At 69.7% G+C, this 22,526-nt stretch carries 20 protein-coding genes; 12 read left to right on the top strand and 8 right to left on the bottom strand.

What is annotated here, in order from left to right; all coding sequences use genetic code 11:
• Positions 1 to 409 precede the first annotated feature (409 nt).
• On the bottom strand, positions 410 to 2,011 hold the full coding sequence (locus NX784_RS28890) for a methyl-accepting chemotaxis protein (protein ID WP_307736175.1): 1,602 nt from the start codon (positions 2,009 to 2,011) through the stop codon (positions 410 to 412).
• Positions 2,012 to 2,268: 257 nt separating this feature from the next.
• Here NX784_RS28890 and NX784_RS27330 point away from each other — a divergent pair, with 257 nt between their 5' ends.
• Genes NX784_RS27330 through NX784_RS27275 form a run of 12 tightly spaced genes read left to right on the top strand, consistent with a single transcriptional unit; the run spans position 2,269 to position 14,056 of the window.
• The gene (locus NX784_RS27330) at positions 2,269 to 2,919 is read left to right on the top strand and encodes a cytochrome c3 family protein (protein ID WP_258819825.1); all 651 of its coding nucleotides are present in this window, start codon (positions 2,269 to 2,271) and stop codon (positions 2,917 to 2,919) included.
• A complete protein-coding gene (locus NX784_RS27325) occupies positions 2,898 to 5,783 on the top strand; it encodes a 4Fe-4S dicluster domain-containing protein (RefSeq protein ID WP_258819824.1) in 2,886 nt (961 codons plus the stop codon). The genes NX784_RS27330 and NX784_RS27325 overlap by 22 nt, the downstream gene beginning before the upstream one ends.
• Positions 5,780 to 7,177 carry an NrfD/PsrC family molybdoenzyme membrane anchor subunit gene (gene nrfD, locus NX784_RS27320; protein ID WP_258819823.1) on the top strand — a complete coding sequence of 466 codons (1,398 nt, stop codon included), beginning with the start codon at positions 5,780 to 5,782 and terminating at the stop codon, positions 7,175 to 7,177. The genes NX784_RS27325 and nrfD overlap by 4 nt, the downstream gene beginning before the upstream one ends.
• On the top strand, positions 7,174 to 7,710 hold the full coding sequence (locus NX784_RS27315) for a DUF3341 domain-containing protein (RefSeq protein ID WP_258819822.1): 537 nt from the start codon (positions 7,174 to 7,176) through the stop codon (positions 7,708 to 7,710). The genes nrfD and NX784_RS27315 overlap by 4 nt, the downstream gene beginning before the upstream one ends.
• Entirely contained in the window at positions 7,707 to 8,306 is a 600-nt protein-coding gene (locus tag NX784_RS27310; protein ID WP_258819821.1) for a c-type cytochrome, read from the top strand. Before NX784_RS27315 ends, NX784_RS27310 begins: the two co-directional genes overlap by 4 nt.
• Positions 8,303 to 9,328, top strand: a complete 1,026-nt coding sequence (locus NX784_RS27305) for a hypothetical protein (RefSeq protein ID WP_258819820.1) — start codon at positions 8,303 to 8,305, stop codon at positions 9,326 to 9,328. The genes NX784_RS27310 and NX784_RS27305 overlap by 4 nt, the downstream gene beginning before the upstream one ends.
• Positions 9,321 to 9,728, top strand: a complete 408-nt coding sequence (locus tag NX784_RS27300; protein WP_258819819.1) for a hypothetical protein — start codon at positions 9,321 to 9,323, stop codon at positions 9,726 to 9,728. Before NX784_RS27305 ends, NX784_RS27300 begins: the two co-directional genes overlap by 8 nt.
• Entirely contained in the window at positions 9,725 to 10,498 is a 774-nt protein-coding gene (locus NX784_RS27295) for an SCO family protein (RefSeq protein ID WP_258819818.1), read from the top strand. The genes NX784_RS27300 and NX784_RS27295 overlap by 4 nt, the downstream gene beginning before the upstream one ends.
• Positions 10,495 to 11,439: a cytochrome c oxidase subunit II gene (gene coxB / locus NX784_RS27290; protein ID WP_258819817.1), complete on the top strand. Its 945-nt coding sequence runs from the start codon at positions 10,495 to 10,497 to the stop codon at positions 11,437 to 11,439. Before NX784_RS27295 ends, coxB begins: the two co-directional genes overlap by 4 nt.
• Entirely contained in the window at positions 11,420 to 13,066 is a 1,647-nt protein-coding gene (gene ctaD / locus NX784_RS27285; protein ID WP_258819816.1) for a cytochrome c oxidase subunit I, read from the top strand. Before coxB ends, ctaD begins: the two co-directional genes overlap by 20 nt.
• Positions 13,063 to 13,728, top strand: a complete 666-nt coding sequence (locus NX784_RS27280) for a cytochrome c oxidase subunit 3 (RefSeq protein WP_258819815.1) — start codon at positions 13,063 to 13,065, stop codon at positions 13,726 to 13,728. The genes ctaD and NX784_RS27280 overlap by 4 nt, the downstream gene beginning before the upstream one ends.
• 1 nt (position 13,729) lies before the next feature.
• Positions 13,730 to 14,056, top strand: a complete 327-nt coding sequence (locus NX784_RS27275; protein ID WP_258819814.1) for a cytochrome C oxidase subunit IV family protein — start codon at positions 13,730 to 13,732, stop codon at positions 14,054 to 14,056.
• A gap of 1 nt (position 14,057) precedes the next feature.
• Here the strand turns inward: NX784_RS27275 and NX784_RS27270 are convergent, their stop codons facing one another.
• The 7 genes from NX784_RS27270 to NX784_RS27240 all read right to left on the bottom strand — a co-directional run bounded on the left by NX784_RS27270 (position 14,058) and on the right by NX784_RS27240 (position 22,509).
• Positions 14,058 to 14,858, bottom strand: a complete 801-nt coding sequence (locus tag NX784_RS27270; RefSeq protein WP_258819813.1) for a YdcF family protein — start codon at positions 14,856 to 14,858, stop codon at positions 14,058 to 14,060.
• Positions 14,859 to 14,931: 73 nt separating this feature from the next.
• Positions 14,932 to 16,134, bottom strand: coding sequence for a family 1 glycosylhydrolase (locus NX784_RS27265; RefSeq protein WP_258819812.1), 1,203 nt, complete (start codon positions 16,132 to 16,134; stop codon positions 14,932 to 14,934).
• On the bottom strand, positions 16,134 to 17,291 hold the full coding sequence (locus tag NX784_RS27260; RefSeq protein WP_258819811.1) for an alpha-hydroxy acid oxidase: 1,158 nt from the start codon (positions 17,289 to 17,291) through the stop codon (positions 16,134 to 16,136). The genes NX784_RS27265 and NX784_RS27260 overlap by 1 nt, the downstream gene beginning before the upstream one ends.
• 10 nt (positions 17,292 to 17,301) lie before the next feature.
• Positions 17,302 to 18,939: a GMC family oxidoreductase gene (locus NX784_RS27255; protein ID WP_258819810.1), complete on the bottom strand. Its 1,638-nt coding sequence runs from the start codon at positions 18,937 to 18,939 to the stop codon at positions 17,302 to 17,304.
• Positions 18,936 to 19,553 (bottom strand): gluconate 2-dehydrogenase subunit 3 family protein, encoded by a 618-nt coding sequence (locus tag NX784_RS27250; RefSeq protein ID WP_258819809.1) that lies wholly within the window; start codon positions 19,551 to 19,553, stop codon positions 18,936 to 18,938. Before NX784_RS27250 ends, NX784_RS27255 begins: the two co-directional genes overlap by 4 nt.
• A complete protein-coding gene (locus tag NX784_RS27245; RefSeq protein ID WP_258819808.1) occupies positions 19,550 to 20,725 on the bottom strand; it encodes a hypothetical protein in 1,176 nt (391 codons plus the stop codon). The genes NX784_RS27250 and NX784_RS27245 overlap by 4 nt, the downstream gene beginning before the upstream one ends.
• Positions 20,722 to 22,509 (bottom strand): thiamine pyrophosphate-requiring protein, encoded by a 1,788-nt coding sequence (locus NX784_RS27240; protein ID WP_258819807.1) that lies wholly within the window; start codon positions 22,507 to 22,509, stop codon positions 20,722 to 20,724. The genes NX784_RS27245 and NX784_RS27240 overlap by 4 nt, the downstream gene beginning before the upstream one ends.
• Between the last annotated feature and the right edge of the window lie 17 nt (positions 22,510 to 22,526).

Below are 22,526 nucleotides of genomic sequence, written 5' to 3'. Positions count from 1 at the left end.
AAAGTAGTCGTGCGAGGCGGACGTCTTCGCGCCGCTTTTGTGGAAATTTTTGCGGCGGTAGACCCAAAGGCCATAGCCGGCGACGACGACGAAATACACGAGGAAGACAATGGAGTCTAGGCTGGAGATCAGGTTCATGAGAGTGTCTCGTATGGCAGAAGGCGCTTGAACGAAGCCCCTTTCCGCTGGTTTGTTATATCGTCCGCCGACGCCGGTTTCGTGCTGGTCGTGCCAGTCCGATACGGTCGTCGAGCTTCCAATGCGCAAGAGAGTATCGGAAACGCAAAAGAAATGCTATTCCAAAAAACGCTTTTTCAATACTTTTATAACAGGATTTGTTTGCGCAAACATAACGGCGCGGCGGGGCGGGGGGCGCGGCGCCAGGGCGGCGCCGCGCGGAGGGAGAGGGTCAGCGGACGACGAGGGCCCGGCCGCCGCCGGTGCGGCGCGGCTCGCCGTCCAGCTTGAACACGCTGACGAGCCGGTCGAGGGCCTCGGCCTGCTCGTGCAGGCTCTGGGCGGCCGTCGCGGCCTGTTCGACGAGGGCGGCGTTCTGGTGCGTCACGCCGTCCATCTGCGTGATCGCCTCGTGCACCTGCTGGATGCCGGCGCTCTGCTCACGGCCGGCGTGGCTGATCTCCACCATCAGCTCGTGCATCCGCTGCACCGTCTGCAGCACCTCGCGCATCGTGGCACCCGCTTCCGACACGAGGCCCGCGCCGCTTTCCACCTGCTCGACCGAGGCGCCGATCAAGGCCTTGATCTCCTTCGCGGCGGCGGCCGAGCGCTGGGCGAGCGTGCGGACTTCGCCCGCCACGACGGCGAAGCCGCGGCCTTGCTCGCCCGCGCGCGCCGCTTCCACGGCGGCGTTCAACGCGAGGATATTGGTCTGGAACGCGATGCCGTCGATGACCGCGATGATGTCGACGATTTTCTGCGACGATGCATGGATCGAACCCATCGTGTCGACGACGCGGGCCACGGCGGCGCTGCCCTGCTGGGCGACGCCGGCCGCCGTGTCGGCGAGGGCGTTGGCCTGCTGCGCGTGTTCGGCATTGTTGCGCACGGTCGTCGTCAGCTCTTCCATCGAGGCGGCCGTCTGCTGCAGCGCGCCGGCCTGCTGTTCGGTGCGCGACGACAAGTCCATATTGCCGGCCGCGATCTGCGTGGAGGCGCTGGAGATCGTGCCCGTGGCGGCGCGCACGTTGCCGACGATGTGTGCCAGGCTGGCCTGCATCGCCTTCGTCGCCGCGAGCAGGCTCGTGTCGTCGCCTGGACGCGTCTGCACGGGCAGCGACAGGTCGCCGGCCGCGATGTGCTTGACGATGTCGGTGGCGTAGTCCGGTTCGCCGCCCAGGCGGCGCATCAGCCAGCGCGTGAGCAGCGCGGCGCCGGCGGCGCCCAGCAGCACGCAGCCGCCGACGAGGGTGGCGATCAGCACGCGCGACGACTCGTAGCGGTGCAAGCCGGCGAGGGCGGCGGCGCGCCCGCCCTCGGTGTACATGTCGACGGCCTTGTCGACGTTCTTGCGCAGGGCGACGATCAGCTTGTTCGATTCGCCGCGGATCAGCGTCTTGGCCAGCGCGTCGTCGTTCTGGCGCGCTGCGGCGCGGACCTTCGCGTCTTCCGCCATGTAGCGCTGCCACATGTCGAGGAATTCCGCATAACCCTGTTTTTCCTCGGGCGATTCGAGCAGCGTGACGTAGTCGTCCTGCATGCGCTTCAGGTCTTCGAGGTCTTGTGCGATCACCTTGTCGTACTTGTCCATCTCGGCCGGATCGGTGGAGATGATGTATTGCAGTTCGCGCGTGCGGATGCGGGCGACCTGCGACTTGATGTCCTCGATGACGCGGATGCCCGGCATCCAGTGGGACGACAGGCGCAGCGATGCTTCGTTGACCTTGGCGATTTCGTGGACGGAGATGGCGCCGACCAGGACGGTCAGGGCGAGGACGGCGGCAAACGTGATGCCCAGCTTGCTCGCCAGGCGGAGGCGGTTGAACCAATTCATCGGCGGTATCCGTGTAGTCGTTGTAGGGGATGTGTTTCCGTAAGCCAATTATGATAACCGACATTCCACATGCTCGTAATGCAATGATGCAATATACATATTCCAGTCGGGTAACTGTATTGCCACAAATGGATGCTGCCCAGCGGTAACGTGCGCGGAGTTGTACAAATGACAGCCTATACTGCCTGTGTGTTCCGGAACCGGTGCGCCTCCCACGGCGCACGGTGTGAACCTGTTCAACCCGCATCCACGAATCGATGGCGCCACCGTTTTCACGTCCCGCGGTCCTGTTCGTCAAGCTGATCCTGCTGGGTCTGGTGGTCGCGGTCGGGACGTGGATCGCACTGGCCCGTTGGACCATGACGCCCCGTAACGTGACCTACGCCCCCGTGGCCCAGCCCATTCCGTTCAGCCACAAGCACCATGTGGCCGACGACGGCATCGATTGCCGCTATTGCCATACGGCGGTGGAAAACTCGGCCACGGCCGGCATGCCGTCGACGTCCGTCTGCCTCAGTTGCCATTCGCAGCTGTTCCTCGATTCGCCGCTGCTGGCAAAGCTGCACGAGAGCGCACGCACGGGCAAGCCGATCCACTGGGTGCGCGTGCACGACCTGCCCGACTTCGTCTATTTCGAACACGACATCCACGTGAACAAGGGCGTCGCCTGCATCGAATGCCACGGCCGCGTGGACCAGATGCCCATCACGTGGCGCACGGCGTCGTTGGAGATGCAATGGTGCCTGCGCTGCCACCGCGACGCCCCGAACCACGTGCGGCCGCTGAACGAGGTGCTGTCGATGGCGCCGCAAAAACCGTTGAGCGCCGACGAGATCCGCCAGCTGAATCGCCTTTATAAACTGCGCGATGCCCAGGCGCTGACCAATTGCTCGACCTGCCACCGATGACGCGCCACGACCATCCGATCATACCCATCGCGGAAGACGAGCCGTCCCGGCGCCGCTTCCTGAAGCTGATGGCCGCGTCGGCGGCGCTGGCGGGCGCCGGCTGCAGCGGGCCGCCCGCGGAACCCATCGTGCCGTATGTGACGATGCCGGAGCAGGGCGTGCCCGGCCTGCCGATGTTCTACGCGACCGCGTTCGTGCGCCATGGCCTCGCGCACGGCGTGCTGGTGGAATCGAATATGGGCCGGCCGACGAAGGTCGAGGGCAATCCCGACCACCCCGTGTCGGCCGGCGCCACCGACGTGTTCGCGCAGGCGTCGATCCTGCAACTGTGGGACCCGGACCGGTCGCAAGCCGTGTTCCGCGGCGACGAGATGTCCACGTGGGGCGCGTTCGAGGCCGAGCTGCATGCACGCCGGCCCCGCTTCGAACGGGACGGCGGCGCCGGCCTCGCCATCCTGACGGGCGCCGTCACATCGCCGACGCTTGCGAACCAGCTGGCCGCGTTGCGCGCACGGCTGCCGAACGTGCGCTGGCACGCGTGGGACCCGCTGCACGACGACGGCGCCGCGCAGGCCGCGCAGCTCGCGTTCGGGCGTCCGCTCGACCCGCTGTACCGGCTGGAGAAGGCGCGCGTCGTCGTCGCGCTGGACGCCGACCTGTTCGGCGCGCTGCCCGGCAGCCTCGCGCACGCACGGGCCTTCACGGCACCGCGCCGGCTGGGCGCCAGCGCCGACGCCAACCGCCTGTACGTGCTGGAAGCGACGCCCACGCTGACCGGTGCCTATGCCGACGCCCGCCTCGCGCGCGCGCCGCACGAGATCGAGGCCGCGTTGTGGCGCATCGCCGCGCGCCTGGGCGCCGCGCCGGATGTGGGCCGCGCGGCCGACCCCGTGCTGGACCGCTGGGAAGCCGCCGTCGCGAAAGCGCTGGACGGCGCCCGCGGCCAGGCCCTCGTCGTCGCCGGCCCGGCGTTGAGCCCCGCCGCCCGCGCGCTCGCGTACGCGTTGAACGCGCGCTTGAACGGCGGCGCGGCCGGCCCGCTCGCTTTCATCGAACCCGTCGAGCGCAGCCCGCTGGACCACGGCGCGTCGCTCACCGCGCTGGTCGACGCGATGCGTGCCGGGCAGGTCGACACCTTGCTGATGCTGGACGTGAACCCCGCCTACGATGCGCCGGCCGACGTCGACTTCGCCGCATTGCTGCAGCGCGTGCCGCTGAGTGCCCACCTGGGCCTGTACCGCGACGAGACGGCACGCGCGGCGCGCTGGCACCTGCCGATGGCGCACGGCTACGAGGCGTGGAGCGACGCGCGCGCGCACGACGGCACGGCGACGATCGTGCAGCCGCTGATCGCGCCGCTGTACGGCGGCCGCTCCGCGCACGAGATCCTCGCGCTGCTGGCCGGTGCCGACAGCCGCGACGGTCACGCGCTCGTCCGCGCGACGTGGCAGGGAGCCGACGGCACGAACCACGCGTGGCGCGCGAGCCTGCGGCGCGGCATCGTCGACGGCAGCGCGGCGGTCATCGTCACGCCGCCCGCGGCCAATGCGATCCTGCACCTGGCCACCGTCGCGCCGGCGCCGCTCGTCGCCGTGTTCGCGCCCGATCCGGCCGTCGACGGCGGTGCGTTCGCGAACAATGCGTGGTTGCAGGAATTGCCGCGGCCCCTCACGTCGCTCACTTGGGACAACGCGGCCCTCGTCGGCCCCGCGACGGCGGCGCGCGCGGGTCTCGCGGACGGAATCGTCGCCCGGCTGCGCGTGGACGGCCGCACGGTGGAGGCACCCGTGCTCGTCGTCGCAGGCCAGGCCGAGGGTGTCGTGACGCTGCCGCTCGGGTATGGCCGGCGCGCGGCCGGCGGGGTGGGCGAGGGCGTCGGCTTCGACGCCTATCGCCTGCGCACCCGCGCCGCGCTGGCCGCGCCGCCCGCGCTGGCACTTGATCGGACGTCCCGCACGCACGATCTCGTGGTGCGCCAGAAGGAAGTCGACATGCACGGACGTGATCCCGTCCACGTGGCGGCGCTGGCCGACCGCAAGCAGGCCGCCGCTCCGCAGGGCGCGATGCGCGTGCGCGAGCTCGCGCGCGGCGCCGATGCGCGGCCCGTACCGCACGAGCGCGAAGACGAAAAGCACGGGTCGATGTACCCGGAGCGCGACTACGGCGGCTATAAATGGGGCATGGCGATCGACCTGAACGCGTGCATCGGCTGCGCGGCGTGCACGGTCGCGTGCCAGGCCGAGAACAACATCCCCGTCGTCGGCAAGGAGGAAGTGGCGCGCGGGCGCAGCATGCACTGGATCCGCGTCGACCGCTACCAGGCCGGCGCCCGCACCCTGTTCCAGCCGGTGCCGTGCATGCATTGCGAGCACGCGCCGTGCGAGGAAGTGTGCCCCGTGGGCGCGACGATGCACGACAGCGAGGGCCTGAACGTGCAGGTGTACAACCGCTGCATCGGCACGCGCTTCTGCTCGAACAACTGCCCGTATAAAGTCCGGCGCTTCAACTTCCTGCAGTATTCGAACCAGAACGTGGAGAGCCTGAAGGGGCAGCAGAATCCGGAAGTGACGGTGCGCCGGCGCGGCGTCATGGAAAAATGCAGCTACTGCCTGCAGCGGATCACGCGCGCCCGCATCGAGGCCGAGAAGGCCGGCCGGCGCATCCGGGACGGCGAGATGGTCACCGCGTGCCAGGCCGTCTGCCCCACACGCGCGATCCGCTTCGGCGACCTGAACGACCCGGCGGCCGATGTCGTCGCGGCGAAGGCGGCGCCGCTCGGCTACGACCTGCTGGCGGAGCTCAACACCCGCCCGCGCACGAGCTACGTCACGCGCGTGCTGAATCCCGATCCGGAGCTGGAATGAGCACGCCCGACACGCGCGCGAACTCGGACACGCTGCATTCGCGCGACAGCGCCGTGCTGCGCCCCGGCTGGGGCTATGCGAGCGTGACGGACAAGATCGCGAACATCGTCCTCACCGACCAATTCGGCTGGCGCTGGTGGACGGCGTTCCTCGTCGCGTCGGTGGGCGTCTGCGCGCTGCTGGCCGCCGTCACGTGGCTGTTCGTGAAAGGCATCGGCATCTGGGGCGTGGACATGCCCGTCGCGTGGGGTTTCGCGATCGGGAATTTCGTCTGGTGGATCGGGATCGGCCACGCGGGCACGTTCATCTCCGCCGTCCTCCTGCTGCTGCGCCAGAAGTGGCGCACGTCGATCAACCGCTTCGCCGAGGCCATGACCCTGTTCGCGGCATCGATCGCGGGCCTGTTCCCCATCCTGCACCTGGGCCGGCCGTGGTTCTTCTACTGGCTCGTGCCGTACCCGAACGTGATGAACGTGTGGCCGCAGTGGCGCAGCCCCCTCGTGTGGGACTTCTTCGCCATCGCCACGTACCTCACGGTGTCGCTGCTGTTCTGGTACGTGGGGCTGATCCCCGACCTCGCGACGTTGCGCGACCGCGCGGGCCAGCGCGGAGAGCGCACGAGCCAGGTGGTGTACGGCCTGCTGGCGCTGGGCTGGCGCGGCGAGGCGCGCCACTGGGCCCGCTTCGAATGGGCATACCTGCTGCTGGCGGGGCTCGCGACGCCGCTCGTCGTCTCCGTGCACACGATCGTGTCGCTCGACTTCGCCGTGGGGAACACACCCGGCTACCACTCGACGATCTTCCCGCCATACTTCGTCGCCGGCGCGCTGTTCTCCGGCTTCGCGATGGTCCTGACGCTCGCGATCCCGCTGCGCCACGCGTTCGGCCTGCAGGATTTCATCACGGGCCGTCATCTCGCCAACGCGGCCAAGGTGCTGCTTGCCACGTGCTGGCTGGTGGCCTACGGCTACCTGGCCGAGATCTTCACGGCGTTCTACAGCGGCGACGTGTACGAGCGCTACATGACGATCAACCGCTTCGCGGGGCCGTACGGTCCCGTGTACTGGGCCATGCTGACCTGTAACGTGCTGGTGCCGCAGCTGTTCTGGTTCCGCCGGGTGCGCCATAGCGTGCCGCTGTTGTTCGTGCTCAGCCTCGTCATCAACTGCGGCATGTGGATGGAGCGCTTCCTCATCGTCGTGACGTCGCTGCACCGCGATTATCTGCCGTCCGCGTGGGGCATGTTCTACCCGACGCGCTGGGACTGGATCACCTTGTTCGGTTCCATCGCGCTGTTCGTCTGGCTGTTCCTGCTGTTCGTGCGCTTCCTGCCCGCGATCTCGATCGCGGAGATGCGGGAGCTGGTGCGCGAATCCGCGAAGGGGGAGGCATGAGCGAGCGCCCGCTATATGGCTTGCTGGCCGAATTCCCCAGCGCGGAGGCGTTGTGCGTGGCCGTGCGCCACGTGCGTGCGCGCGGCTGGACGCGTGTCGAAGCGTACACGCCGTTCGCCATCGAAGGCCTGGACGAGATCATCGGCGCGGACAAGGGCTGGATCGCGCCGTTGACGCTGCTGGGCGGGATCGTGGGCGGCGGCGCCACGTACTTCCTGCAGTGGTATGCGGCCGTCGTCGACTACCCGATCAACATCGGCGGGCGGCCGCTGAACAGCTGGCCCGCGTTCATCCCGGCCACGTTCGAGATCACGATCCTCGGCGCCGCCGTGGCGGCCGTCGTCACGATGCTCGTGCTGAACGGCTTGCCGCGCCTTTATCACCCGTTGTTCGAGGTGGAGGAATTCGAGCTGGCGAGCCGCAACCGCTTCTTCCTGTGCCTGCCTGCGCGCGACCCCGTGTTCGCACCCGGCTTCGCGCGCGACCTGCTCGCCGAACTGCATCCGTTGCTGCTGCGCGAGGTGCCGGCATGAAGCGCATGATGGTCGCCGCGATCGCGCTATGTGCGCTGGCGGGCTGCGAGCGCGCGAAGCAGGACATGTACGACCAGCCCCGCTACAAGACGTACGCGCCGAGCCCCCTGTTCGAGGACGGGGCCTCCGCGCGGCCGCCTGTCGCGGGCACGGAGCCGCGCGCGCGCGGCGCGTTCGCCGACAGTTCCGGCGGGCGCCACGGCGTCGACCTCGTGCAGCGCGACGTGGGCGCCGACGAGGCGCAGACGAATCCGTATCCCGTCGACATGACGTTGCTGAAGCGGGGACAGGACCGCTACATGATCTATTGCATGCCGTGCCACAGCCCGGCTGGCGACGGCGACGGCCTCGTCGTGCGGCGCGGCTTCCCGGCGCCGCCTTCGTACCACCAGGACCGGCTGCGCAACGCGCCGGACCGGCACATCTACGACGTCATCAAGAACGGCTACGGCGTCATGGTGCCGTACGGCGACCGCGTGGAGCCGGCCGACCGCTGGGCCATCGTCGCCTTCATCCGCGCGCTGCAACTGAGTCAGCACGCGGACGTTGCCTCGCTGCCGCCCGACGTGCGTGCGCGGCTGGGAGCGCAGCCATGACGACGAAGAAGCTCGCGCTGCCCGCGCTGGTGCTGCTTGCCGCCGCGCTGGCCGGCTGGCGGCTCGACCTGCGCGCGCTGCTGGCGTGCTATCTGGCTGCGTGGTGGTTTGTCGCGGGCGCGCTGCTGGGCGGGCTCGCGAACGTGTGGCTGCACCAGCTGACGGGGGGCGCGTGGGGCGAGACGATCCGCGGTCCGCTGCTGCGCGCGGCGCGCTGGCTGCCGCTCGCGTGCCTGCTGTTCCTGCCGGTTCTCCTGGGCGCGCCCCTGCTATACCCCTGGCAGCACGGCGTGGCGGGCGAGCCGGACGCCACGTTCCGCCACTTGTGGCTCAGTCCCGCGTTCTTCACGGGGCGCAGCGTCGGCTACCTGCTGCTGTGGAGCGTACTCGCCATCGTCGAGACGCGCGCCCGTACGCGGTCCGCGGCGCGCGCCGCCATGTGCCTGCTCGCATACGGCTTTTCCGTGAGCCTCGCCGCGGTCGACTGGATCATGTCGCTGCAGCCGGAATGGTATTCCAGCGTGTTCGGCTGGCTCGCGGGCACGGGGCAGATGCTGACCGGGCTCGCGCTCGCCGTGCTGCTGATCGACCGCGGCGCCGCGCGCGGGCGTCTCCCGGACCTGGGCAACCTCATGATGATGTACGTGCTGACGTGGGCCTACCTCGCGTACGTGCAATTCCTGATCATCTGGGCGGCCGACCTGCCGCACGAGATCGCGTGGTATCTGCGGCGCGGCGCGCCCGGCTGGCAGGCCGTCGCGTGGGTGCTCGTGGCCGGCCATTTCGCCGGACCGCTGTGCATCCTGCTGTCGCGCCACGCGAAGGCGGCGCCCGCGCTGATGGGTGTGCTGGCCGGCGCGCTGCTGGCCGCGCACCTGCTCGACTGCTGGTGGCTCGTGCTGCCGTCCGTCCCGCTCGTGACGCATCACTGGCTGTGGCTCGCGCCGCTCGTGGCGGCCGGATTCGGATTGCTGGCGTGGACGGCGCTCGCGGTTGGAAGAAAGGAGGGCGCCCATGCCTGACTACCAGGGCGGCGACCTGGACCTGCGCGGCCTGCGCCGCGGGGCGTACGTCATCGTGGGCGGCATCGTGTGCGCGCTCGTCGCGGCCGCGCTGATGCTGCGCGAGCGCGGCCAGGCCGCGAACGCGCCGCCGCATGCGTTCGACGGCAGCGCGCCGCAGCTGCAGCCGGCGCCGCAGCCCGACCGCGTCGCGTACCTCGCGGAAAAGCGCCGCCTGCTCGCGAGCTATGGCTGGGTCGACCGCCAGGCCGGCATCGCCCGCATCCCGCTGGAAGTCGCGATGGCGCTGCTGGCCGCGCGCGGTGGTGCCGCGCAGCCTGCGCGCGGTCGGCCGGCGCCCGCGGCACCCGTCGTGGGCCGGACGCCCCCGATCCTCGTCCCGGCAAAGGGGGCGCGATGAACGCGGTCGTCATCCTGCTGCTGGCAGCGCTGCTGGGCTGCGGCCCAGCCACCGCGCAGGCGTTGCGCCTGCCGGCTCCGCCCGCGGCACGCTTCGACCCCGTCCCCGACACCTTGCTGCCCCTCGACGCCGCGCTGCGCGACGACGCCGGGCGGCACGTGAAGCTGGCCACGTTGTTCGACCGCCCCGTCGTGCTGGTGCCCGGCTATTACACCTGCCCGAACCTGTGCAGCACCCTGTTCGAGGGCGTGCTGCAGGCGCTCGCACTGTCCGGCCTCGGGGCGGGCGACTACCGCCTCGTCGGCTTGTCCGTGGACCCGCGCGACGGCGCCGCGGCAGCGGCCACGCGCAAGCGGGTGTACGCCGCGCTGCTGCCGGGCGGCGCGGCCGACCTCACCCTGCTGACGGGCGACGCGGCCACACTCGCGCGCCTGGAGCTGGCCCTCGGCTACCGCGCCGTGCCCGACGCCGCGACCGGCCAGCTCGCGCACGCGGCCGGCTTCGTCGTGGTGGCGACGGACGGCCGCATCGCCCGCGCATTCTCTGGCGTGCGCTTCGATCCGGCCGGGTTGCGCGCCGCCGTGAAGGCAGCCGCGCGCGCTGAACCTGCGCCGTCGTTCGGCCAACAGGTGCTGCTGCTGTGCGCGCACTACGCGCCCACGTCCGGCCTGCACACGGGCGCCGCGCTGGCCGGCGTGCGCGCGGGCGTGCTGCTGCTGCCGCTGCTGTTCGTTTGCTGGCTGTGGCGCCGGCGAGGAGGGCGGCCGTGAACACGGACTTCCGCCTGCTGCCGGTGGACGCCGCCGCGTCGGCCGCGCGCCTCGACAGCCTCGCGCTGTGCCTGTTGCTGCTGACGGGCGCCGTCGCCGTCGTGCTGCTCGCGCTGATGATCGGCTTTTCGGTCCGCTACCGCGCGGGCTCGAACGCGGACCGCACGCACGTGCCGAAGCAGGGACTGCCCGTCGAAATCGCGTGGACCGTGATCCCCCTGCTGCTATTCCTCGGCGTGTACGCGTGGGGCGCCATCGACTACATCAAGCTGTACCAGGCGCCGGCCAATGCGATGCCCGTGTTCGTCGTCGCGAAGCAGTGGATGTGGGAAGCGCAGCACAGGAACGGCCGCCGCGAGATCGGCCAGCTGCACGTGCCGCTGGGCCGCCCGGTGCGGCTCGTGATGACGTCGCAGGACGTGATCCACAGCTTCTTCGTGCCGGACTTTCGCATCAAGCAGGACGTCGTCCCGGGCCGCTACACCTCGATCGTCTTCACGCCGAGCCGCACGGGAGAGTATCGCCTGTACTGCGCGGAATACTGCGGCACGGAGCACGCGATGATGCTGGGTCGCGTCATCGTCATGCAGCCCGCGGCGTTTTCTCAGTGGCTGGAAGCGGGGCCACACCAGCCGGGCATGGCGGCGCGGGGCTACGAGCTGTATCGCCGCTTCGGCTGCAGCGGCTGCCACGACCCCGGCTCCAGCGTGCATGCGCCCGACTTGACGGGGTTGCTGGGCCGGCGCGTCCACCTCGCGGACGGCCGCGAACTGACGGCGGACGAGCCATACATCCGCGACTCGATCCTGCTGCCGCAGAAGGACGTCGTCGCGGGCTACGCGCCCATCATGCCGTCGTTCGCGGGGCAGGTCGGCGAGGAAGACATCCTCGCCATCATCGAATACATCAGGGAGAGCGGGCATGACGAGCGCGCAAAATGACGCGGCCATCCTCGACGAGGGCACGCCGCCTTCCGAGCGGCGCGAGCCGAGCTATCTGCACGGCGGCTATCGCCTGATCGACTGGCTGACGACGCGCGACCACAAGCGCATCGCCGTGCTGTACGCGATCTCGATCACATTCTTCTTCTTCCTCGGCGGCGTGGCGGCGGCGCTGATCCGGCTGGAACTGGCGACACCGCAGGGTGACCTCGTCAGCGACGACACGTACAACAAGCTGTTCACGGCGCACGGCATCATCATGGTGTGGTTGTTCCTGATCCCGTCGATCCCCGCCGTGCTGGGGAATTTCCTGATGCCGCTGATGATCGGCGCGCGCGACCTCGCATTCCCCCGGTTGAATCTCGCCAGCTGGTACCTGTACATGGCGGGCGGCGCCATCGTGTTGTGGGCGCTGCTGGCGGGCGGCGTCGACACGGGGTGGACGTTCTACACGCCGTTCTCGTCGATGTTCTCGAATTCGCACGTCGTGGCGGCGCTGTCCGGCGTCCTCGTGCTCGGGTTCTCGTCGATCCTGACGGGCCTGAACTTCATCGTGAGCGTGCACACCCTGCGCGCGCCGGGCCTCGGCTGGTTCCGGCTGCCGCTGTTCGTGTGGGCGAACTACGCCACGTCGCTGATCCTCGTGCTGGCGACGCCCGTGCTGGCGATGACCCTCGTGCTGGTCGCCATCGAGCGCCTGTTCCAGGTGGGGATCTTCGACCCGGCGCTGGGCGGCGACCCGCTGCTGTTCCAGCACCTGTTCTGGTTTTATTCGCACCCGGCCGTGTACGTCATGGTGCTGCCCGCGATGGGCGTGGCCAGCGAGATCATCCCGTGCTTCGCGCGCCGGCCCGTGTTCGGCTACCGCTTCATGGCGTACGCGATCCTGGCCATCGCCGTCATTGGCTTCCTCGTGTGGGGCCATCACATGTTCGTCAGCGGCCAGTCGATGTACGCGGGCCTCGTGTTCTCGCTGCTGTCGTTCCTCGTCGCGATCCCGTCCGCCATCAAGGTGTTCAACTGGACAGCCACCTTGTACAAGGGCAGCATCCGCTTTTCCGCGCCGATGCTGTACGCGCTGGGCTTCGTCGGCCTGTTCACGATCGGCGGGCTGACGGGGCTGTTCCTCGCGGCGCTGGCGCTCGACGTGCACCTGTCCGACACCTATTTCGTCGTCGCCCACTTCCACTACATCATGGTCGGCGGGTCCGTGATGGCGTACCTGGGCGGCATCCATTTCTGGTGGCCGAAAGTCACGGGCCGCATGTATTCCGAGACGTGGGGCAAGATCGCGGCGCTCGTCATCTTCGCCGGCTTCAACCTGACGTTCTTCCCGCAATACCTGCTCGGTTATGCGGGCATGCCGCGCCGCTATCACAGCTATCCGCCGGAATTCCAGCTGCTGCACGTGCTGTCGTCCGCCGGCGCCGTCACGCTCGCGGTGGGCTATTTGCTGCCGCTGGGCTATCTCGCGTGGTCGCTGCGCTACGGGGCGCGCGCGCCGGCGAACCCGTGGCGCGCCACGGGCCTCGAATGGCAGACGGACTCGCCGCCGCCCGAGCACAATTTCACGATTGCGCCCGTCGTCGTGCGCGAGCCGTACGCCTACACGCCGGAGGGGCCATGAACGCGCCGGTCCTCGAACCGCAGTTCCGCGACCACGCGCAGCAGGACTTCGCCCGCTCGTTCGGCATGTGGGTGTTCCTGTCCAGCGAGCTGCTGTTCTTCGGCCCGCTGCTGCTCGGCTATCTGTACCTGCGCATGCACCATCCGGGAGCGGCGGGGATGGCGAGCCGCCACACGGACATGCTGCTGGGGACCGTCAACACGGCCGTCCTGCTGACGAGCAGCTTCTGCATGGCGCTCGCGGGCCACGCGGCGCAGGGCGGCGGCATCGAGGGACGCCGGCGCGCGGTGCGCCTGCTCGCGCTGACGGCGCTGCTGGGCGTCGCCTTCCTCGCCATCAAGGGCTATGAATGGCACCAGGAATTCGACGAGCACCTGTTCCCGGGCACGGGCTTCCATCCGTCCGACGCCCGTACGCCAACCGCCCTGTACGGCATGGAGCTGTTCTTCCTGCTGTATTTCGCGGGGACGGGCTTGCATGCGCTGCACCTGTCGATCGGCGTGGCGGCCTGCGTGTGGCTGATGGTCGTGCTGCGCCACGCGCCGCCGCGCGGGCCGGGCGACGAGGCGGTGGAACTCGTCGGCCTGTACTGGCACTTCGTCGACGTCGTATGGATCGTGCTGTATCCGCTGCTGTACCTGACGGCGCGCTCGGGAGGCTGACGTGGACAAGTCCACCCGACCCCTGGTGCTCACGTGGATCGCGCTGATGGCACTGCTGGCGCTGACGGCCGGCTGCGCGCTGCTGCGCCTCGGGTGGCTGAACACGGCGATCAGCCTCGCGATCGCGCTGGCGAAGGCCCTGCTCGTCGCCATCGTGTTCATGCGCCTCAAGCGCGCGCCCGCGCTGTTGCGTCTCGCGGCGGTCGCCGGCGCGGTGATGCTCATGCTGTTGTTCGGACTGTCGCTGTCCGACTACACGACGCGCACGGAACTGAAGGCGCCGTGGCAGCAGCCGGCGACGGTGTCACCCCGGTTCGGCAGCAGATAGGTCAGCGGCCGTTCGCGGCACGCAGCCGGTACCACACGATGCCGACCAGTTCGTACGACGCGTACCACGAGCGGCGCATGCCTTCCGCGCTCGGGATCCAGGCGGCGGTAGACAGGGGCTGCTGGCCGAAGAACATCGTGGGCGCGCTGACGACGTCGAAGCCGGCGCGCGCGAACACGGCGCTGGCGCGCGGCATGTGCATGGCGTCCGTCACGAGCAGGATGCGCTTGACCCCTTCCGCGCGCAGGATGGCGGCGCTGAACGCGGCGTTTTCCGCCGTGTCGCGCGAGCTGCCCTCCAGCCACTTCACGGGCACGCCGAAGTCGTCGCGCAGCGCGGCGGCCATGCTGTCGGCTTCCGACGTGCGGCGCGCGTCCGGGTCGGTGTCGCTCGTGCCGCTGCCGCCGCTGACGAGGATCGGGAGCCCCGTCTGGCGCTGCAGGTGCGCCGCGTAGCGTAGGCGCGCAAGGCCGACGTAGTCCGGGATATCGCGGCCGTCGTACTCCGGCGCGCGCCGCAGCCGGCCCGCCGCCAGCACGACGATCGCCTGCGCGCCCGCGCGCTCGGGCGCCTGCACCGGGGCCGTCATCCGTTCCAGCGGTGCGACGAGCAGCCGCGCGCCGCCCGGCGTCGACAGGAACGCCAGCAAGGCGAGCCCCGTGCCGGCGACGATGCGGCCGGCTCTGGGTCGGCGCCGCAGCAACGCGAGGCCGATGGCGATGACGACGAACAGGCTGGCGGGCGGGAGGATCAGGCTGCGCGGGATCAGGTTGAGCAGGTCGATGATGGGTGAGAGCGTCATGGTTCCGTTCGGAATGCGGGCGGCCAAAGTAGACCGCAGGCGGCGCCGCGCGTCAAGGGGCGTCGCGCCGACGTCACGCGCCTGGCCGCGCCGCCGGATCGACGGACGCGATCCGGCCATCCCACGCAGCGATCAGGTCGCGGTACGCGCCGCCGACGGGCCGGATGCACCGCTGCAGGTCATACAGCCCGCGCGGATTGACGATGCCGCGGGCCTCGCGCAGTTCGATGTGCCAGTCGATCTGGTCGGTCAGCGAATACCACGTGAACCCGACGACGGGCACGCCGCAGCGCATCAGGCTGCGCACGTGGGCCCATTGGCAGCGCAGCCAGTCGCGCGATTCGGTGCCGCGACTGCCCTGGTCGAGGTTCGTTTCCGTGTGCATCAGCGGCAGGCCGTAGCGTTCGAAGTATTCGCGCGCGATCATCGCAAAGCCCAGCGTTTCGCCCGCGTCGTGCGTCGTGCCGTCCGGATCGACGTCGTGCTCGTTCGTCATGTAGTAATCGCTGCCGAGGATGCAGTGGCAGCATAGCGCGTGCTCTTCGAAGAAGCGGCATTCGTCCGGCGTCATGCCACCGTCGAGCACGAACTCGCGCTGCATGGCGTCGAGGGGGCGGCCGTAGTTGAAGTCGAGCGACAGGAAGCGCAGCTGGTTGCGCCGCTCGGCGTCGTCGACGGCGTCGGGACCGCTGGCGTGGAAGTATTCGCTCGATTCGCTCTGCACGAACACGGCGTCCGGCCGCAGCGCGACGATCGCGCGCATCGCGAGCACGTTGGCCTTGGCGAGATGCTTCAGTGCCGTCACGTACGAGCGGTGATCGCGTGCCTGCTCGTTCCACCAGCCGAACAGCGCGGAAAACTTCGCGCACACGTACATCTCGTTGACGGGCGTGTACAGCCGGATCCACGGGTAGCGCAGCGCGAAGTCGCGGGCGTAGGCGCTGAACAGCGTGGGGAAATCGGGGTTCTGGAAATTGCCGATCCAGTCCGGCACGCCGAAGTGGCACAGGTCGGCAATCGGTTCGATGCCCAGGCGCCGCAGTTCGCCGAACGCCTGGTCGGCAAATTCCCAATCGTACCGGCCGGGCCCCAGCCACGTGCGGTGCAGGGGCACGCCGTAGCGCAAGGTGCGGATGCCCAGTTGCGCCACGAGGGCGAAGTCCGCCTGCCACTGGCGGTAATGCCCGCATTCCTCCATCTGGTCGCGCCGGATGCGGCCGTTGACTATCGTCGGGGAACTGCTTTCGATACCCGTCGCGAACACAAAGGGCAGCATCAGCGCCTCCCCAGCGGCGGCTGCGCCGTGACGACCCCCGGATCGATCTTGTGCAGGTTGTCGAGGCCCGTGAGCAGCATGCAGTCCTGCAGTTCCTGTTCCAGCAAGCTGAGGGCGCACGTGACGCCGTCGCGTCCGCGCGCCGCGAGGCCGTACAGCCATGCGCGGCCGGACAGGCAGGCGTGGGCACCGAGACCGATGGCTTTCACGATGTCGCCGCCGGTGCGGATGCCGCCGTCGAACAGCACTTCGATGCGGTCGCCCACGGCATCGACGATTTCCGGCAGCACGGAGATCGACGACGGCGCGCCGTCCAGCTGGCGCCCGCCGTGGTTCGACACGATGATGGCGTCCGCGCCGATGTCGATGGCGGTTTGCGCATCGTCCGGGTTCATGACGCCTTTCAGGATCAGCTTTCTCTGCCACTGGTCGCGCACCCAGCGCGCGGTCTTGACGTCGAACGACGGATCGAACTGTTCCTCGATCCACTTCGACAGCGAGCCGATGGAGCCGCCTTCCTTGATCTCGTGCTCGAAATTGCCGAACGTGTGGCGCTTGCTGCCCACCATGTTCGCGAGCCAGCGCGGATGGCTCACCATCTGCATGATGTTCGACGGCGTCAGCCGGGGCGGCACGGCCAGCCCGTGCTTTTCGTCGGCCCAGCGCTTGCCCTGCGTGTGCAGGTCGATCGTCAGCACGAGGGCCGAGCAGTTCGCGTCGTGCGCGCGCCGCATCAGGCTTTCGTTGACCTTGTGGTCCTTCATGAGGTACAGCTGGAACCAGAACGGCGCGTGGATCGCCTCCGCCACGTCCTCGATGGAATTGATGGAGCATGTCGAGAGGCAGAACGGCACGCCGAAGTCGACGGCCGCACGTGCCGCCTCGCATTCGCCGTTCGCCCACGTGAGGCCGGCGAGGCCCGTCGGCCCGAGGGCGAGGGGGATGCGGGCCGCATCGCCCACCATCGTGACGGTCATGTCGCGCTGCGACACGTCGCGCAGGCTGTGCTGGCGCAGCGCCAAGGCGCGCATGTCGTCGAGGTTGCGCTGGACGGTCAGCTGCTGTTCGCTGCCGCCGTGGACGTAGTCGAATACGACGGCGGGCAGGCGCTCCCGCGCGAGGCATTCGAGGTCGAAGATGCTGGCTACCTTGCTCATGTCGATTCCTTCATAACTCCCCGCGCGCCGCCAGCGTGCGGATGCGCGCGCCCATGCGGCAGGCGAGGGCCTGGATCGTCAGCGACGGATTCACGCCGCCCGCCGTCGGGAACAGCGAGCCGTCGCAGATCCACAGGTTCGGCACGTCCCAGCTGCGGCCATCCGCGTCCACGACGCTCGTCTCGCGGTCGGCGCCCATGCGGCACGTGCCGAGGATGTGGCTCGTGTCGTCGCTGGTCCACGGCGTGGCGCCGCCGGCCGCGTCCAGCATCTGGCCCATGAAGCGGCGCGCGTGGTCCTGCATGCGGCGATCGTTGTCGGAGTATGCGAACGTCACGTGGGCGACGGGGAGGCCGTGGCGGTCGCGCACGTCGGACAGTTCGACACGGTTGCACGGCCGCGGTTCCGTCTCGGCGACGGCGACGAAGCCAGCCATGTGATTGTAATCCACCATCTCGCGCCGCAGCGCCATGCCCCACCGGTGGCGTTCCGTGACCAGGAGCTGGGCCCACGCGCGCGGCAGCGGGCCCTGGCTCATGAACGCGTAGCCGCCATGGAAATCCTTGCCGCCGTCCGTGTAATTCCAGTGCTCGCACACGGCCATGTTGGGCGGTCCCTTGTACCAGCGGATGGCTTCGTCGAAACGGGCCCACATGCCGGGGCCGGCGTGCGTCGTCAGGTGCGTGCCGACGAGGCCCGAGCTGTTCGCGAGGCCATGCGGGAAGCGGTCGCACGCGGAATTCAGCAGCAGGCGCGGCGTCTCGATCGCATAGCCCGATACGACGACGTGGCGTGCGCGCTGGAAGCGCCACTGGTCGCTGCGGCGGTAGTGCACGCCCGTCGCGCGGCCATCCGGGCCCAGTTCGATGCGGCCGGCCATCGCCAGGTCGCGCACTTCGGCGCCGGCCGCCAGCGCGCGCGGAATCCAGACGATCAGCGCGCTCTGCTTGGCGTTCGTCGCGCAGCCGAAATTGCAGAAGCCCCGGTAGACGCACGGCGGCGACTTGCCGCGCGGCGCGGACACGGTCGCCAGCGGGACGGCGGCCCACGGGATGCCCATCTTCTCCGCGCCGCGCGCCAGCACGAGGCCGGCCGCGTTCATCTCGTGCTCGCGGTACGGATAGCGCCCGCGCGGCGGGCCCCACGGATAGCGTATCGGCCCGGACACGGCCAGCGCCCGTTCCGCCTCGTCGTAATAGGGCGCCAGCTCGTCGTACGTGATGGGCCAATCGAAGCCGTAGCCCAGCCGGCTGCGCGCCTGCAACCAGTCGGGCCGGAAGCGCAGCGAGATCATGCTGAAGTGGACGGTCGAGCCCCCGACGCCCCAGCCCGAGTTGTTGCCGCCGAGGGCCAGTGCGTCCGCGCCGCCGGAGATGCGTTCATCCGTCCAGTACAGCTGCTGCTGCGCCTCCTCGTCCGACGCGAAGTCTTCCAGTGGCCGCCAGAACGGCCCCGCTTCCAGCACGACGACGGAAAATCCGGCCTCCGCCAGCTTGCACGCGAGCGTGGCGCCACCGGCGCCCGCGCCGACGATGGCGAAATCCACCACCTCGTCGTCGCCGTATTCGCGCATGGTGACCCAGCCGCCGCGCTCGAACACGTCGGGCGCGCGGCCGGCGCCGGTGCGGGGCGCATGCTGTCCGCTCATGGCGCCTCCTTCGCTTCCCATGGGTCGCGGCTGTCGAAACCGAGCCGCACATAGCCGCGCGGGCTGGCGGGACCGCCGAAGCCGATCTCGTTCCACGCGAGCGGGTGGGCGTAATAGATGCCCGCGGCCGTTTTCAGCAGGTGGTGGATGAAGAAACGCTGCGCGTCCAGTCCCTGCCAGCGTGGGGATACGGCGCGGCCGTCGGCCAGGGCCCGCAGCACGGCGTCCTGCGTCGTCTTGTCCAGCCGGACGAACGGGAGGTTGTGCAGGCGGTGCGCTTCGTCGTCGACGGCGGCGAGGCCCTGGCGCCACGCGGCGCGCAGCGGAGGCATGTCCGGGTGGCGGAAGCCTTCGCCGCGGTCGTCGTGCAGCATCGTGTCGATCCACGGCGTGATGGGGATCGGGTGTGCGCGCTCCGGCTGCGGCAGCAGGCGTGCGTTGATCGCTTCCAGCAGGTCCCATTCGGCCTCCGTCAGCCAGCGGCGCGGCGGGACGGCATCGAGGCGGGCTGCGAGGACGCCACGCGTCGTGTCGTCGAACGACGGGCTGTCCCACTTCGCCAATACGTCGTAGCCGGGGAAGCGGGGCGGTGGAGCGTCGGCGTCCCGTGTCATGCGGCCTCCCGCTGCGGGCCTGCTTGCGCCGCGCGCAATGCCAGCGCCGCGCGGCCGGCCAGCGCGAGGGCGCTGAAGCTCGGCGGCGCCGGCAGGGGCGGGCCGGAGAGCACGTTCTGGCTCCAGTTGCGCCAGCCGCCCATCTGGCGCGCGATGCCGCGGGCGTGGAAGCCCATGCCCACTATGCCCAGCCACGTGCACACCTTGAGCAGCGCGTTCGTCAGGCGCCTCGGCCCTGGTGGGCCAGGCAGGGCCGCGCCGGCCAGCATCACGGCCGTCACGGGCGGCACGGTGACCGGGACCCACATGGCCGGATGCTGGAACGTGCCGCGGAAGTGCAGCAGCGCCGCCTCCGCGCTCGTGCCGGCGAGGCCGAACGCGGCGAGGCCGCACAGTGCGCGGCCGCTGGGCAGGCCGGCCAACGTGGGCGCGCCGGCGGCGACGGGGCGCGCGGCGAGCCCGATCACGCCGGCCAGCAGCAGCGCGGCCGGGGCGCCGAGCGGCGCCGCGTAGAACAGGTTGGCCCACGACAGGCCGCCGGGCCGGCGCAACACGTTGTACGCGTGGAAGCCGAGGCCAGCGGCGCCGACGGCGCAGGCGGTGGCGTAGGGCACCGTGGCGGCGGGATGGGCGTCGTCCGCCCGATGGAGGCGTCGCGCGGGCTGGCGGGCGTGTACAGGCGCGCGACTGCGTACGCGGACCGCCGGCGCGCCCAGTTGCGGCGTGGGAGCGGCCCGGGCCGCGTCCCGTCCCGCGCCGCGCAGCGCGCAGGCCAGCACGACTGCCGCGCTGGCGAGCGGCGTGAACATGCCGGGGTTCTCGAAGCCGCCGCGATAATGTTCGAGCGCGCTGTCGCTCAGCACGGACGCGGCCAGCATCGCGGCGGCCTGGTACAGCCGCCGGGCTTGCAGCGCCGACGTCGCGGGGTCGTTGCGGGCGGTGTGCTCGTGGCCGGCGTCGTCCGGCCATGCGGCACCGGTGGACGCGCAGGCGTCCGCGTCTCGCTGGTCCACGTCCGGCGCCAGCGGCAACCGTCGCCGCACCTGCGGACCCGGCACCGCGGCGGACGGCCCACGCCGCGCCAGCAGCAACGCCCCCAGCGCCAGGCCGAAGGTGGCGGCGCCGAGTGCGCGCGCCAGCGGGCGCGCGTCCGCGGGCGCCGCCGCGTTCACGGCTTGTCCCCGGGGAGGATCGCGCTGAGCACCTGGCGTGCCACGCCCGCGAGCATGGAGCCTTCGCTCGGGTCGCCCTTGCCGATGGTGGTCATGAAGTGCTTGGCCTGGTCGAGCGTGATGTGCGACGGCAGCGGCGGCACTTCGGGGTCGGTCTTGAATTCGAGGACGACGGGACGGTCCGCGGCGAGTGCCGCGCGCCACGCTTCGCCCACTTTATCCGGATCGTCGCAGAAGATGCCCTTCAAGCCGATCAATTCGCCGAAGCGGTGATATGGCACGTCGGGGATCTGCTGCGTCGCCTCGAACTTCGGATTGCCTTCCATGACGCGCTGTTCCCATGTGACCTGGTTCAGGTCCTGGTTGTTGAAGACGCAGACGATCCAGCGCGGGTCCTTCCAGCGCTTCCAGTATTTCGATACGGTGATCAGCTCCGCCATGTTATTCATCTGCATGGCGCCGTCGCCGACGAGCGCGATCACGGGGCGGTCCGGGTGGGCGAACTTGGCGGCGATGGCGTACGGCACGGCCGCGCCCATCGACGCGAGGCCGCCGGACAGCGAATACATCTGGCCGCGCTGCACTTTCAGGTCGCGCGCATACCAGTTGGCGCAGGAGCCGGAATCGCTCGTGACGATGGCGTCGCGCGTGAGTAGCGGCGACAGGTCGTGGCACACGCGCTGCGGGTTGATCGGGTTCGCGGACGCGAGCGCCCGTTCCTCCAGCAGCTTGTACGAGTCGCGCACTTCCTTCTCGACCTTTTCGCGCCAGCTTGTCTCGGTCTTTTCCTTCAGCAGCGGCAGCAGCAGGCGCAGGGTCTCCGCGCTGTCGCCGTGCAGGTTGACTTCGGCCGGGTAGCGCACGCTCAGCATCGACGGGTCGATGTCGATCTGGACGGCGCGGCCCTTGCCTTCCTTCGGCAGGAATTCCGAGTAAGGGAAGCCGGTGCCGACCATCAGCAGGGTGTCGCAGTCGCTCATCATTTCCCAGCTGGCCTTCGTGCCCAGCAGGCCGATGGAGCCCGTCACCCACGGCAGATGGTCGGGCAGGGCAGCCTTGCCCAGCAATGCCTTCGCGGCGCCGGCCTTCAGGCGCTCGGCCACGGCGATGACTTCGTCGGTCGCCAGCAGGGCGCCGGCTCCGACGAGGATCGCCACCTTGCTGCCCGCGTTGAGGACGTCGGCAGCGCGCTGCAGGTCGGCTTCGTACGGCACGATGCGGGGCTTCGTGTAGCCGATGCCGGAAAACACGTTGCCGTGCTTGCGCGGCGGGTCCTCATACGCTTTTTCCTGCAGGTCGTTCGGCAGCACGACGACGCTCACGCCGTTGCGGCCGCGCGCCGTGCGCATCGCGCGGTCGAGCAGGTGGCGCACCTGCGACGGCTGGCTCGCCTCGTACACGTAGTCGGCCACGTCCTGGAACAGGCGGTCCAGGTTCAGCTCCTGCTGGTAATGGGCGCCGCGGGACGTCGTCGGCGCCTGGCCGCAGATCGCGAGCACGGGCACGTGATCCATCTTCGCGTCGTACAGGCCCGTCACCATGTGCGCGGCGCCGGGGCCCCCGGTCGACAGGCAAACGCCCGGTTCGCCCGTGAACTTCGCGTGCGCGGAGGCCATGAAGGCGGCCATCTCTTCGTGGCGCACCTGGATGAACTCGATCTTGCCGCCGAAGCGCTGCAGGGCGCCCAGCACGCCGTTGATGCCGTCGCCCGGATAGCCGAAGATGGTCCGGACGCCCCATTCGTACAGGCGTTCGACGAAGAAGTCGCCTACGGTCTTGCTCATGTCTGTCCTCGCTTCGA

The sequence above is a fragment of the Massilia pinisoli genome, from assembly GCF_024753285.1.
Lineage (GTDB): Bacteria > Pseudomonadota > Gammaproteobacteria > Burkholderiales > Burkholderiaceae_D > Telluria > Telluria pinisoli.
This window is presented reverse-complemented; position numbering and strand designations above follow the sequence as displayed.